The organism is Bacteroides sp. AM23-12 (assembly GCF_003434395.1).
Taxonomy (GTDB): domain Bacteria; phylum Bacteroidota; class Bacteroidia; order Bacteroidales; family Bacteroidaceae; genus Bacteroides; species Bacteroides thetaiotaomicron.
The window spans coordinates 116175-129805 of record NZ_QTLF01000004.1; the positions used below are offsets into that span (position 1 = coordinate 116175).

General features: G+C 43.8%; 13 protein-coding genes. 1 reads left to right on the forward strand and 12 read right to left on the reverse strand.

Annotated features, from left to right (window positions below):
- Positions 1-124: 124 nt before the first annotated feature.
- From DW640_RS05760 to dnaB, 7 genes are all read right to left on the reverse strand, one after another.
- Positions 125-583: a C-GCAxxG-C-C family protein gene (locus DW640_RS05760; protein WP_008765511.1), complete on the reverse strand. Its 459-nt coding sequence runs from the start codon at positions 581-583 to the stop codon at positions 125-127.
- Between the two features lie 14 nt (positions 584-597).
- Positions 598-1359 carry an exodeoxyribonuclease III gene (locus DW640_RS05765; protein ID WP_016267370.1) on the reverse strand — a complete coding sequence of 254 codons (762 nt, stop codon included), beginning with the start codon at positions 1357-1359 and terminating at the stop codon, positions 598-600.
- A gap of 30 nt (positions 1360-1389) precedes the next feature.
- Positions 1390-2643 (reverse strand): Nramp family divalent metal transporter, encoded by a 1254-nt coding sequence (locus tag DW640_RS05770; protein ID WP_054958806.1) that lies wholly within the window; start codon positions 2641-2643, stop codon positions 1390-1392.
- Between the two features lie 164 nt (positions 2644-2807).
- Positions 2808-3053 carry a TIGR03905 family TSCPD domain-containing protein gene (locus DW640_RS05780; protein ID WP_008761253.1) on the reverse strand — a complete coding sequence of 82 codons (246 nt, stop codon included), beginning with the start codon at positions 3051-3053 and terminating at the stop codon, positions 2808-2810.
- Between the two features lie 7 nt (positions 3054-3060).
- Positions 3061-3804, reverse strand: a complete 744-nt coding sequence (locus DW640_RS05785) for a YebC/PmpR family DNA-binding transcriptional regulator (RefSeq protein ID WP_008761252.1) — start codon at positions 3802-3804, stop codon at positions 3061-3063.
- Positions 3805-3839: 35 nt separating this feature from the next.
- Entirely contained in the window at positions 3840-6302 is a 2463-nt protein-coding gene (gene pheT, locus DW640_RS05790; RefSeq protein WP_048692290.1) for a phenylalanine--tRNA ligase subunit beta, read from the reverse strand.
- 321 nt (positions 6303-6623) lie between these two features.
- On the reverse strand, positions 6624-8177 hold the full coding sequence (dnaB, locus tag DW640_RS05800) for a replicative DNA helicase (RefSeq protein WP_008761250.1): 1554 nt from the start codon (positions 8175-8177) through the stop codon (positions 6624-6626).
- 198 nt (positions 8178-8375) lie between these two features.
- Here dnaB and ispE point away from each other — a divergent pair, with 198 nt between their 5' ends.
- Positions 8376-9200 carry a 4-(cytidine 5'-diphospho)-2-C-methyl-D-erythritol kinase gene (gene ispE, locus DW640_RS05805; RefSeq protein ID WP_008765506.1) on the forward strand — a complete coding sequence of 275 codons (825 nt, stop codon included), beginning with the start codon at positions 8376-8378 and terminating at the stop codon, positions 9198-9200.
- 232 nt (positions 9201-9432) lie between these two features.
- Here ispE and galE read toward each other — a convergent pair whose 3' ends face one another.
- The 5 genes from galE to DW640_RS05835 form a co-directional block, all read right to left on the reverse strand.
- Positions 9433-10467 (reverse strand): UDP-glucose 4-epimerase GalE, encoded by a 1035-nt coding sequence (galE, locus tag DW640_RS05815; RefSeq protein ID WP_008765129.1) that lies wholly within the window; start codon positions 10465-10467, stop codon positions 9433-9435.
- 258 nt (positions 10468-10725) lie between these two features.
- Positions 10726-11298, reverse strand: a complete 573-nt coding sequence (rsxA, locus tag DW640_RS05820; RefSeq protein WP_008761247.1) for an electron transport complex subunit RsxA — start codon at positions 11296-11298, stop codon at positions 10726-10728.
- A 22-nt stretch (positions 11299-11320) separates the two neighbouring features.
- Positions 11321-11905: an electron transport complex subunit RsxE gene (gene rsxE / locus DW640_RS05825; RefSeq protein ID WP_008761246.1), complete on the reverse strand. Its 585-nt coding sequence runs from the start codon at positions 11903-11905 to the stop codon at positions 11321-11323.
- Between the two features lie 17 nt (positions 11906-11922).
- Positions 11923-12636, reverse strand: a complete 714-nt coding sequence (locus tag DW640_RS05830) for an RnfABCDGE type electron transport complex subunit G (RefSeq protein WP_032813361.1) — start codon at positions 12634-12636, stop codon at positions 11923-11925.
- Positions 12633-13625 (reverse strand): RnfABCDGE type electron transport complex subunit D, encoded by a 993-nt coding sequence (locus tag DW640_RS05835; protein WP_008761244.1) that lies wholly within the window; start codon positions 13623-13625, stop codon positions 12633-12635. The genes DW640_RS05830 and DW640_RS05835 overlap by 4 nt, the downstream gene beginning before the upstream one ends.
- Between the last annotated feature and the right edge of the window lie 6 nt (positions 13626-13631).

Below are 13631 nucleotides of genomic sequence, written 5' to 3' on the forward strand. Positions count from 1 at the left end.
AAAATCATCCGGCCCGAAAGCTTTCAGATTTTATTTCGGGGACAAAGATAGTTATTTTTATGTTATATAACACTTTATTGAATCTTTTTTTGCTGATTTTGTAATAAAAAAGCATTTTATCCCCTTATTTAGGGTGTTTTTCGAGGTATTCTACCCAGATTCTTGCCGCTTCTTCCACCATTTTAGCACACGGACGTTTGCTATAATATTGAGTATTACGTTCTTCGGGAACAGTCGAAATCGGCTCTTTTTTCTTTAATCCCAACAATTCTCCGCAAATCAACGACCCGTTGCGTTTTTTAAATTCGGCAGCCAATTCCTGCACTACCGCATAGTTTGCAGCTTTTCCTTCACGATCTGTCGCTTCGGTAGCTCCGGTTTCCAGTCCGGCTATCAGGAACAGTCCGCAAGCAGCCCCGCATGTCTCACGCATCCGCCCGATTCCTCCGCCAAAAGAGGCTGACATACGCACTGCCTGCTCCTGTGTGAAACCATACATATCGGCAAATGCAGCTACTACAGACTGCGAGCAGTTATATCCGCTCTTAAAAAGTTCTACAGCTTTTTGTATTCTATCTTCCATGCTATTTTCTATTTTTATTCTATTTCCAAAGCCATTGGACAATGATCTGAATGTACGGCATCGTTCAGTATGCTGGCACTTTTCAGCATCGGACGTACCGGCTCACTGGTCATGCAATAGTCAATCCGCCAGCCTTTATTCTTGGCACGCGAATTAAAACGATAGCTCCACCACGTATACTCCTGTTTCTCCGGATAGAGCAGACGGAAAGAATCAATAAATCCTGCAGAAAGGAAACGAGTCATCCATTCCCGTTCTTCGGGCAGGAAGCCGCTGTTCGTGGCATTCCGGACAGGATCATGAATATCAATCGGCTCATGACAGATATTATAGTCACCGCAAAGGATAAGGTTCGGACGAGTCTTGCGCAGCTCTGTCACATATTTCTGAAAGTCTTCCAGCCACACCATTTTAAATGCCTGCCGTTCGTCTCCGCTCGTTCCCGAAGGATGATAAACACTGACTACGGACAAGTCGCCAAAATCCGCACGGATAAAACGCCCTTCATTGTCATAAGCTTCTATCCCCATACCATATTCCACATGATCGGGTTCCTGCTTAGTAAGGATCGCCACACCGCTGTATCCCTTCTTTTGTGCAGAATAGAGATAAGCCTTGTAACCCAAAGCTTCAAATACTTCTGCCGGATATTGGTCCGGCTGTAGTTTTGTCTCTTGCAGACAAAGAATATCCGGATTCTCCTGCACCAGCCATTCCGGCAAACCTTTAGAAACGGCAGCACGAAGCCCGTTCACATTATAAGTAATAATCTTCATCATTTTATAGTTTATAGATTTATGTTCGTTTTATGAAAACAGCAGCATTATATTCAATGCCGAAACAATGACTGCAATAGCATATAATACAAAAGTACTCCAACGGCTATTGACATAATTCCCCATTACCTTTCGGGATGAAGTCAACCCTACTTGCAGGAATACCGTGAAAGGCAACTGAATACTCAATATCATCTGCGAAATCAGTAATCCCTTGAATGGATCGCCAATAAAGAAAATCAGCAACAGCGCAATTCCCAACGAAAGGATTACTCCTACCTGCGAGTGACTGTCTTTAATATGATATGACTCTCCAAAGATACCTGCAAAGATAGAACCTGCCGCCATTCCGCTTGTTATAGTGGACGAAATACCTGCCATCAACAGAGCCAATGCGAATACGATTGCCGCATTACTTCCCAACAAAGGTTCAAGCAGTGATTTGGCTTGTTGCAATTCTTCCACCTGAATGCCGCTTTTAAAGAAAGTAGCAGCAGCCAGCAGAATCATAGCACTGTTAATTGCCCAGCCAACGATCATCGAGAAAAGCGTATCGAACAACTCGTATTTCAATACTTTCTTGATAGACGCATCGTCTTTCTTATTATACTCGTGACTCTGTATTACTTCCGAATGCAGAAACAGATTATGAGGCATCACAACCGCTCCCAGCACACTCATAATAATCAGCATACTACCCTTCGGGAAAGCAGGCGTCACCCAACCCATCGTCGCAGCCGGCCAGTCTATTTCTACCAGAAACAATTCATAAATAAATGAAAGACCGATCACCGAGACAAAAGCAATAATGGAACGTTCTATCTTTTTATAGGAGTTGGTAAAGAGCATGATGGAGACAAAAAGTGTGGTCAGCACCGCCCCCCACATAATAGGCATATCAAACAGCATCTCCAATGCGATGGCTCCTCCCAGAATCTCAGCCAATGAAGTAGAAATAGACGCCAATACCGCCGTACCCAAAATAGGACGGGATACCCATTTAGGAGTATATTTCGTAGCGGCTTCCGAAAGGCAAAGCCCCGTAACAATCCCCAAGTGAGCAACATTATGCTGGAGGACAATCAACATGATAGTGGATAAGGTGACCACCCAAAGAAGTGAATAGCCGAACTCGGAACCTGCGGCAAAATTTGATGCCCAGTTGCCCGGATCAATAAATCCGACAGTTACCAAAAGTCCGGGACCAATATATTTAAAAACATCCAGTCCGCCCAGATAACGTTTATGATCTTTCCGTTTTAAGTCTTGAAAAATATTCTTCATCATTGCATAATAGTTTATTCAGCACAAATATACTTATAAATAACGACCGAAGGTCGATTTTGGTTCAAAATACCGACAAATAGGGAAAGGTACGGCACAATAAAAAACCTCCGGCAAAATGAATTGCCGGAGGCCAGTGTATATTTTATAAAGGGAGACTTCCGTTAATATCCCATTTCATGCAGTGCATGGCACAACTGATCGGGACAGGACGTCGGTCTGCCACTGCAACGTACTCCTTCAAGTTTCTTGATAACCTCTTCTACCTTCATTCCCTTTACCAGACGTGAAAGTCCTTGAAGATTTCCGTTACATCCTCCCCAAAAGGCAACTTCCTTCACAACTCCATCTTCTACATTCAGTTCGATGTTTGTGCTGCAAGTACCCTGGGTTCTATAAACATATTCCATAATCCGCTTACTCCTCGTTTCCGCCTTCTTCCGGCTTCATGTTTGTATAAACAGTCTGCACGTCATCAAATTCTTCAAGACGTTCTATCATCTTATCCAAAGTTTCGCGTTGTTCCGGAGTTACCTCTTTCAGATCGTTCGGGATATAAGTAAAATCACCGCCGACATCCTCGAAGCCACACTCTTCAAGATGTTTCTGAATAGCGGCATAGCTCTTAGGATCACCGTAGATAGTGATTGTTCCTTCTTCGTCATCCTGTTCGTACTCATCTTCTACGTCGTAATCAATCAGATCAAGGATCAGTTCTTCCATATCCATGCCGTCCTTTATCTTGAAAGTGAACATACATTTATGGTCGAAAAGGAAAGCCAATGATCCCATTGTTCCGAGGTTACCACCAAATTTATTGAATACAGAGCGTACATCGGCTACCGTACGAGTCGTATTATCAGTCAGCGTATCTACAAAGACAGCAATTCCGTGAGGACCGTATCCTTCGTAAGTCATGCTCTTGTAGTCGCTCTGGTCCTTACCCATTGCATTCTTAATCGCACGTTCGATATTGTCCTTCGGCATATTCTCACGCTTACAAGTAGCGATGACCGAACGCAGTGTCGGGTTATTTTCCGGTTCCGGACCACCCGCCTTCACGGCAATAGCGATCTGTTTACCCAGTCTTGTAAATGTTTTAGCCATGTGGCCCCATCTTTTCAGCTTTGCGGCTTTTCTATATTCAAATGCTCTTCCCATTGGTTTGTATTAATTTTGAATTGTGAATTTTAAATTTATCTCAATTTTGCATTCAGCTTATCTTCCAGATTCTTCACCAGTTTAGACATGATCTTATCGATCATCTTATCGTTCAGCGTCTGAGTTTCATCCTGAAGCAGGAAGCTGACCGCATACGATTTCTTACCTGCTTCGATGTTCTTACCTTCGTATACATCGAAGAGTTCCACTTCTTTCAGCAGTTTCTTTTCTGTATCGTAAGCGATTTTTTCGATTTCGGCAAACTGTACGTTCTTGTCGAGCAACAATGCCAAGTCACGCTTCACAGCAGGGAATTTGGAAATTTCCTTGTAGCTGATCTTCACTGAACGGATAGCCTTCATCAGTTCTTTCCAGTTCAAGTCGGCATAATACACCTCATTATCTATATCGAATGCTTTCAGCAGTTTCTTCGTCACAACACCGAAAGAGGCAAGACGCTTCCCCCCCTTGGTATGAACAGAAAGTGCGGTAGCGAAAATATCGTCAGTCAGATTGCCAACTACCAGGTTGTGCAAATCCAGTCCCAGGCGCTTCAATATATTCTCTACATAAGCCTTCAATTCGTATACCGAACTGTTTTCATCCGGGTGTGCCCATGAGTTGGCTACTTTCTTTCCAGTCACCCACAAACCCAAGTGATAGTCTTCCGAATAGGTAGCCAGTACTTTTTCTGGATTCTTCTTGTCCGCATCGAAGTAATAGCAATTACCGAATTCGAAGAATTTCAAATCGGCATTCTTGCGGTTTGCATTGTGAGCGATGCTTTCCAGTCCACCGAACAGCAATGTCTGACGCATACAGTTCAGATCGGCACTCAGTGGATTCAGCAGCATCACCAGATGGTTGGATGGATAGTTCTCCAGACCGTCGTAGTAAGCGGCACGAGTCAGAGAATTATTCAGTATTTCATTGAAGCCACAGCCAACCAACTGTTCTGCAACCAGATTCTGTAATTTGTTTGATTTATCATGCTCACCCTTGGTTGTCAGACTGGAGTTCAGCGTAGTCGGGATTTCTACATTATTATATCCGTAGATACGTAGAATATCTTCGATCACATCGCAATCACGCTGTACGTCTACACGATAAGGAGGAACGGCTAATGTCAGTCCGTCAACTGTCTCATTCATGATTTTCATTTCCAGGCTGGTAACAATGCTCTTGATCGTTTCCACGGGAATCACTTTACCAATCAGCGAATTTACTTTCTCATAAGAAAGTTCTACCATAAAGTCTTGTGGAGCTGCAACGCAAACATCCTTAATTTCGGATGAGATAGTGCCACCGGCCAGTTCTTTCACCATCAGAGCAGCCAGTTTCAGACAATAGATTACTCCGTTCGGATCGATGCCACGTTCGAAACGGAAAGAAGCATCCGTATTCAGACCGTGACGACGGGCAGTCTTACGCACCCATGTAGGATGGAAATAAGCGCTTTCGATAAATACATCTGTCGTAGCTTCCGTAGAACCGGAATCCAGTCCGCCGAATACACCGGCAATACACATCGCTTCTTCTTTGTTGCAGATCATCAGATCGCGTTCGTTCAACTTGCGTTCCACTTCATCCAATGTGACGAATGGAGTGCCTTCCGGCAATGTCTTGACAATTACTTCATTGCCTTTTATCTTTCCGGCATCGAAACAATGCAATGGCTGACCGAAAGCATGAACGATATAATTAGTAATATCCACTACATTATTAATAGGACGTACACCGATCAGGCGCAATTTATTCTGCAACCATTCGGGGCTTTCCTTCACAGTAACGCCTTTCACCGTAACGCCGGCATAGTGAGGACAGGCTTCGCTGTTTTCAACCACTACTTCGATATCCAAATCATGATTTTCCACCTTAAATCCATCTACAGATGGACGTTGCAAAGTAGCCTGCTTGCCATTCTGAATCAGGTAAGCATACAAGTCGCGAGCCACACCATAGTGTGAGCAAGCGTCTGCACGGTTAGGAGTAATATCTACTTCGAGTACGTAGTCACTCTTGATATTATAATAGTCTTTGGCGAGAGTACCCGGAACAGCTTCAGCCGGCAACACGATGATTCCTGCATGATCAGTACCAATACCGATTTCGTCTTCTGCACAAATCATCCCTGTAGATTCTACACCACGGATTTTTGACTTCTTGATAGTAAAGCATTCATCACCGTCATAAAGTTTGGTACCCAAAGTGGCAACCACTACTTTCTGTCCGGCAGCTACATTCGGAGCACCGCATACAATCTGTACAGGTTCGCCGTCTCCCAGATTGACGGTAGTGATATGCAAATGGTCGGAATTCGGATGTTCTTCGCAAGTCAGCACTTCACCGATTACGAGTCCTTCCAAACCACCCTTAATGGTTTGCACTTCTTCTACACCACCTGTTTCCAAGCCGATTGAGGTCAGCGCAGCAGCCGTTTCATCGGGGGTCAAATCAAAGTTGACATACTCTTTCAGCCAGTTATAAGAGATATTCATATAATTAAATTTTTATTGTTTCTCAAAAAGTTTCGCAAAGTTAATAAGATTTTTCGGTTGACATAGAACGATTTGAGAGAAAAATGTCAAGAGAAGCTAAACTAACAAGGACCTGACTGTATTATTCCCCAATAAATTCATGGTTGGTGACAAAGTGGCAAAAAACAAAGGGGTATTCTTTGTCATTTTTGCCACCTATCCCTATCAGAATACAACTTGGCTATACTCTATAAAAAATAATCGACCGCTCGATTGGAGTAAATCGAGCGGTTATTTTCATCTGACTAAGCGGTCATTCTATTCAACCCAAAAGATGTTTTTTTAGAAAGGTAACGGTCCTTCCGTTGCACCGAACGGATTATTTCCCTGCGGAACAAAGTCCGGTTCCGGCGGAGGCGGAGGCATAGCACCGGCATTCAGTTTAGACCCCAGCATGGCACCTGCAGGTTCACCCGGCATCGGTATAACCATATCATCTTCCGGATTAGAGAATCGTGTAAACTCACCTTTGAATCGGAGCAAGACTTCACCTACCGCACCATTACGATGCTTGGCTATCACAATTTCCGCCATACCGCGCAGGTCGTTACCACGATCATCCTGATAAATCTTATAATATTCCGGACGGTGAATAAAACACACCATATCGGCATCCTGCTCGATGGCTCCGGATTCACGAAGGTCACTCAACTGAGGGCGTTTACCGTCAATACCTTCACGACTCTCCACACCACGATTCAACTGCGACAAGGCTATAATGGGAATGTTCAACTCCTTCGCCAATCCTTTCAACGAACGGGATATCGTACTAACCTCTTCCTGACGGCTACCGAATGCCATACCACTCGCATTCATCAATTGAAGGTAGTCAATAATAATAATTCTCACCCCATGTTCACGCACCAGACGACGCGCTTTGGTCCGGAGTTCAAACACAGACAAAGACGGAGTATCGTCCACATAAAGCGGAGCATCCAGCAGATCTTTCAGTTTGTAGTCCAACTGTTGCCACTCATAGCTTGCCAATTGTCCACTTTTGATCTTCTCACTCGGAATCTCACAAACATTGGTGATAAGACGGTTGACCAACTGGACGTTACTCATTTCAAGAGAGAACAACGCTACCGGATTCCGATAATCAACAGCAATATTTTTAGCCATAGAAAGTACGAAAGCTGTCTTACCCATGGCAGGACGGGCAGCGATTATAATAAGGTCGGAGTTCTGCCAACCGGAGGTCATCTTGTCCAGTTTCGTAAATCCACTTTCAAGACCACTCAGACCGTCCGTTCGTGCAGCCGCTTTCTGAATCAGCTTATACGCTTCGTCAATTACCGGATTAATCTGCGTATAGTCTTTCTTCATATTCTGCTGGGAAATCTCAAACAACTTGCCTTCCGCCTCCTGCATCAAGTCGTCCACATCCAGTGTCTCATCAAAAGCCTTGCTTTGAATATTACTGGTAAACGTTATCAATTCGCGCGCCAACGATTTTTGTGCAATAATACGGGCGTGATATTCGATATGTGCGGAAGAAGCAACCTTACTGCTCAACTGAGTAATATAGAACGGTCCACCGACCTCTTCCAACTCACCTCTTTTGCTCAACTGCTCTTTGACCGTCAGAATGTCCACCGGCTTCTGATTAACGGCAAGATCAGTAATGGCAGCATAAATCAACTGATGACGATGCTCATAAAATGACTCCGGGCGAAGAATCTCACTCACCAGCGAATAAGCATCCTTCTCAATCATCAAAGCACCCAACACCGCCTCTTCCAGCTCCGGTGCCTGAGGTTGGATACGACCATAATCATTGACCGGTTGTACTTTAGTTGATTTTGTGTTACGGGAATTTCTTCTTTGTTCAGCCATCTGCTTATATACAATTTTATGATTTACAATTTATGATCCCCGGCTTTTATACATAGTAAAATCCGAAAGGGATGACAAAGATAGAATATAATAATGAAGAAAAGATAAGGAAAAATGAAGATTTTAGTAACTTTGTCACCAATAGCATAAATTCGCAACCCATAATTTAAAATTCAAAAATAATAATTCAGAACGAATATGATCACTTTCCCAAACGCAAAAATAAACCTGGGACTCTCTATTACCGAGAAGCGTCCGGACGGATATCACAACCTCGAAACCGTATTCTACCCCGTCGCTCTCGAAGATGCGCTGGAAATCCGGACCAGCCCCGAAGCGGACAAAAAGTTCTCCCTGCATCAGTACGGAATGGAGATATCTGGTAATCCGGAAGACAATTTAGTGGTGAAAGCATATCTGCTATTAGATAAAGAGTTTCACCTCTGTCCTATCGAGATCCATCTGTACAAACACATTCCTTCCGGTGCCGGACTGGGAGGAGGCTCATCAGACGCGGCTTTCATGCTGAAATTACTCAACGAACACTTTCAGCTGAATTTATCCGAAGATCAGCTGGAAATATATGCCGCAACTTTGGGAGCAGACTGCGCTTTCTTTATCAGAAACGCCCCGACCTTTGCCGAAGGAATCGGTAACATATTCTCCCCCATTCCACTATCCTTAAAAGGATATCAGATTCTGATCATCAAACCGGATGTATTCGTATCAACGCGGGAAGCTTTCGCCAATATTCACCCTCATCATCCCGAATACTCGATCAAAGAAGCGATCAAACGCCCGGTAAATGAATGGAAAGAGATATTAATCAATGATTTTGAAGACAGCGTATTCCCCCAGCATCCGGTGATCGGAGAAATTAAAGCCGAGCTATACAGGCAAGGGGCTGTTTATGCCTCTATGAGCGGTTCCGGTTCTTCCGTATATGGATTGTTCGAGCCGGAAGGGACTTTACCTGAAACCGATTGGGGAACTAACGTATTCTGTTTTAAAGGCAGGCTGTAAAAGAGTAACAAAAAACGGTACCACGACTCCCGTCGTAGTACCGTCACAACACAAACACAAAATAAAACACGACAAAACTACTATGCAATCATACCTGTCTATGCCGGAGAGGCATAAGTACCATTTACTCATATTCACATACTCACAAACAGATCAAGCTGATTAGCATCTAATAAACAAATCGCATGAACGATTTGTTTAAACTTTTATGTTAATTAAAACAAATATCTTTTTACTGAATGCCTCTTTCACGGAGTTTCAGCTGCCAATTCCATGCAGAGCGTAAAGTATCTTCTAATGTTTCTACCGCTTTCCAACCCAGTTCCTGGTTTGCATAATCGGGATTAGCCCATACCTTTTCAATATCACCTGCGCGACGGCCTACAATCTGATAATTCAATTTAACGCCGGTAGCTTTTTCAAAGCCATTAATCAGTTCCAATACTGAAACGCCGCGTCCTGTACCGATATTGAATACTTCTACTTTTTCTTTCTGTTTTTGCTCCAAAATACGGCGGATTGCAATCACGTGTGCTTTAGCCAAGTCAACAACGTTGATAAAGTCACGGATACAAGAACCGTCAGGAGTATCATAATCGTCACCGAATACACTTAGTTTTTCACGGATACCCATCGCTGTCTGAGTCAGATAAGGAATCAGGTTTTGAGGAACACCGTTCGGAAGTTCACCCAACAATGCTGTAGGATGTGCGCCAATCGGATTGAAATAACGCAGCAAAATAGCATTGATCGGGGCACCGGAAGCTACTGTATCACGGATAATTTCTTCATTAATCTGTTTTGTATTTCCATAAGGAGATTCCGCTTTCTTGATCGGAGCCTTTTCCGTTACAGGCAACTCATCCGGTTGACCATATACTGTACAGGAAGAAGAGAACACTATGCCTTCTACTCCATGTTTAGGCATTAACTCCAGAAGGTTGATTAAAGAAACCAGGTTGTTACGATAATAAAGCAACGGCTTCTCTACCGACTCTCCTACTGCTTTGCTTGCTGCGAAATGAATAATCGCTTTAATTCCTTTATATTTGGCAAATACGGCATCAAGGCCAGCAAAATCAAGACAATCCAGTTTCTCAAAAGCTGGGCGGATACCGGATACTTTCTCTATATTGTCAACAACGTCAGCACTCGAATTTGATAAATTATCGATAATGATTACTTCGTATCCACTGTTTTGTAGTTCTACAACGGTATGAGACCCAATATAGCCTGTTCCTCCCGTTACTAAAATTCTTTCTTTCATATAATTTTAAAATATGGTTAGTTTTTCGGTTTTCAGTTTGTTTGAGGTACAAATGTATGGAAATAAAATGGAAATGCAATAAACTATCGCAATTTTATTCACAGGAAGATACTTACGGGACGATTTGAGGGCGTTTTGGTATGATAAAAAACATATTCGGTATGAACAGATATAAAGAAAAAGGCCGGAAACAAACTGCCTGTATGTTGCCATACGACAGAGTTTCCAGCCTCTTTATCTAATTATCAACTTAGTCTTTTACACGACGCCAGAGAAGCCCATGAATGCCATTGCCAGCAAACCTGCGGTAATCAAAGCAATCGGAGTCCCCTGCATTCCTTTCGGAATCTTCACCAGGGTCATCTGCTCACGCAATCCGGCAAACAATACCAGTGCCAGACCAAAGCCAAGAGCAGTAGAGAATGCGTATACAACACCTGTCAGCAGATCAAAGTCTTTCTGGATTACCAGGATTGCCACACCGAGAATACAGCAGTTCGTTGTAATCAACGGCAGGAACACACCCAGTGCCTGATACAAAGAAGGAGAAACTTTCTTCAGAATAATTTCTACCATCTGCACCAGTCCGGCAATAACCAGAATAAAAGTGATTGTCTGTAAGTACCCCAATCCGAAAGCGTCCAACACAAACTTCTGAATCAGGAATGTGACGATGGTAGCGATAGTCAGCACGAAAGCAACTGCCGCACTCATACCCATCGCTGTTTCCACCTTCTTGGAAACACCCAGGAACGGACAGATTCCCAGGAACTGCGACAACACAATGTTGTTTACAAAGATTGCCGAGATAAATATCAATATATATTCCATATTCTTTTCTTATTTAATAGAGTTAGGCTTTCTTCAGACTATTAATAATGGCAATCAGATAACCTAAAGCGATAAAGGCACCCGGAGCCAGAACAAAGATCAGCATTCCGTATTCTTCCGGCAGAATGGTCAGATTAAATATCTTACCTGTTCCGAGAAATTCACGTACGGCACCCAACAGAGTCAGGGCAATGGTAAAACCAAATCCCATACCGATACCATCAAACATAGAAGCCAGCGGATTGTTCTTCGCTGCAAAAGCTTCCGCACGTCCCAATACGATACAGTTTACTACGATCAGCGGAATGAAAAGACCGAGAGTAGCATACAGATCGGGCACGTATGCTTGCATTATCATCTGCAACAGTGTCACGAATGACGCGATCACCACGATAAATGAAGGGATGCGTACCATATCCGGAATCAGATTCTTGATAGATGAAATTACCACGTTCGAGCAAATCAGGACGAACATAGTGGCCAGTCCCATACCCATACCGTTGATTGCCGATGATGTCGTACCCAGTGTAGGACACATACCGAGCAGGAGCACAAAAATAGGATTCTCTTTGATAATCCCGTTCATCATTACTTTAAAATTATTCATAACTGTCTCCTCCTTTCTTAGTTATTAGTGTCATTAGCAGCTGCTTCACCTTCCGGCGCAACAGCCGGTTCATTTTTCTGGGAAGCTCCGGAATTCGTATCCACCTCACCGCCTTTATATGCCTGATAAGCAGCATTCACCGCATTCAGGAAAGCACGTGAAGTGATAGTAGAAGCCGTGATAGCATCTACCTGTCCATTCATGTCTTTGGTCACAGCCAATGGAGTCTCTCCCGGATTCATGCCCAAAATAGACTTTGCACTTTCTTCGTGAGATACCGGTTTTTCGTTCTTTGCAGGATCATAAGCTCCAAACCATTTGTCCGCTTTCGAACCCAATCCCGGAGTTTCAGCGTGCGCCAATAAAGAGTAGTTATAAATCTTGCCTTCAGCATCAAAGCCCACCAGCACTTTCAGTTCACCGCCAAATCCCATTGACTTGGCTTCAACGGCAGAACCTACCCACTTTTCGCCATTCTTGGCCGGATAGATAATGAAATCCACGATTTTCTTTCCGTCTTTCTCGCTGAAAACAGTATCGCTTTCGGCTACCGGATTATTGGTATATTCAGGAAGCACCTTTTTCAAGGCCTCGTTCAGCGTCTTTGCATTCGCTTCGGCAATAGGGCCTTTCGTCAGTTCGTTCACATAAGCCAGCAACGCTACGGAAACAGCTGTAACGCCCGTAAGTACCAGCAACATATTCTTTAAAGATGATTGTAACTTTTTCATTTCTTCTTCGCTACCTCCCCAAAGCGTTTAGGTTTACAATAGGTGTTAATCAGCGGAGTGAACGCATTCATAATCAGGATGGCGAATGACATACCTTCGGGATATGCACCGAACAGACGGATAACCACCGTCAGCAGACCGATACAAACACCGTAAATCAGCATACCTTTCTTGCTCATCGGAGAAGTCACATAGTCGGTTGCCATAAAGACAGCTCCCAGCATCAGACCTCCGGAGAGTAGTTGCAATATCGGAGAAACATACTTTTCGGGATCCACCATGTGCATAATGCCTGCAAATACAAATACAGTCACAATGATAGAAACCGGAATATGCCAGGTGATGATCTTTTTCCAGAGCATGTATACCAGTCCGAGCAACAGTGCCAGCGCACTTACTTCACCGATACATCCGCCGTTCTGTCCGATAAACAGAGTCAGCGCATCAGGTATCTGGCTCAAAGCACTTGCATCGCCGTGAATAGCCTGTTTCATCAATGCCAGCGGAGTAGCACCGGTGGTAGCGTCCATATAAGATGTCAGCTGACCTACTACCGGCCATGTTGTCATCTGCACCGGGAAAGAAAGCAACAGGAATACACGTCCCGCCAATGCCGGGTTGAATGGGTTGCAGCCCAGACCACCGAAAGACATCTTGCCTACACCGATTGCGAACAGTGCACCCAGAATGATAATCCAGATAGGCAGATTGGAAGGTAGATTGAATGCCAGCAACACACCTGTAATGACAGCAGAACCGTCACAAATGGTTGTAGCAGGTTTCTTCATTAAGAATTTAACGATCGCCCATTCGAAGAATAAACAGGCTGCTACCGAAGTAGCCGTGACAATCAGAGCCCCCAGCCCGAAGAAATAAAGAGACACCAGAAAAGCCGGAATCAGTGCGATCAGCACGCCATACATATTTTTCTGTACGCTGTCTCCGCCATGAACGTGGGGTGATAGTGATACGATTAATTTATTTTCCATACTTCG

Excerpts from the sequence above, each read along its gene's own strand:
- pheT (WP_048692290.1), bottom strand. The coding sequence starts at position 6,302 with ATGAATATCTCTTATAACTGGCTGAAAGAGTATGTCAACTTTGATTTG.
- DW640_RS05835 (WP_008761244.1), bottom strand. The coding sequence starts at position 13,625 with ATGGAAAATAAATTAATCGTATCACTATCACCCCACGTTCATGGCGGA.
- ispE (WP_008765506.1), top strand. The coding sequence starts at position 8,376 with ATGATCACTTTCCCAAACGCAAAAATAAACCTGGGACTCTCTATTACC.
- rsxE (WP_008761246.1), bottom strand. The coding sequence starts at position 11,905 with ATGAATAATTTTAAAGTAATGATGAACGGGATTATCAAAGAGAATCCT.
- DW640_RS05785 (WP_008761252.1), bottom strand. The coding sequence starts at position 3,804 with ATGGGAAGAGCATTTGAATATAGAAAAGCCGCAAAGCTGAAAAGATGG.
- DW640_RS05760 (WP_008765511.1), bottom strand. The coding sequence starts at position 583 with ATGGAAGATAGAATACAAAAAGCTGTAGAACTTTTTAAGAGCGGATAT.
- dnaB (WP_008761250.1), bottom strand. The coding sequence starts at position 8,177 with ATGGCTGAACAAAGAAGAAATTCCCGTAACACAAAATCAACTAAAGTA.
- DW640_RS05780 (WP_008761253.1), bottom strand. The coding sequence starts at position 3,053 with ATGGAATATGTTTATAGAACCCAGGGTACTTGCAGCACAAACATCGAA.
- DW640_RS05765 (WP_016267370.1), bottom strand. The coding sequence starts at position 1,359 with ATGAAGATTATTACTTATAATGTGAACGGGCTTCGTGCTGCCGTTTCT.
- rsxA (WP_008761247.1), bottom strand. The coding sequence starts at position 11,298 with ATGGAATATATATTGATATTTATCTCGGCAATCTTTGTAAACAACATT.
- DW640_RS05830 (WP_032813361.1), bottom strand. The coding sequence starts at position 12,636 with ATGAAAAAGTTACAATCATCTTTAAAGAATATGTTGCTGGTACTTACG.
- DW640_RS05770 (WP_054958806.1), bottom strand. The coding sequence starts at position 2,643 with ATGAAGAATATTTTTCAAGACTTAAAACGGAAAGATCATAAACGTTAT.
- galE (WP_008765129.1), bottom strand. The coding sequence starts at position 10,467 with ATGAAAGAAAGAATTTTAGTAACGGGAGGAACAGGCTATATTGGGTCT.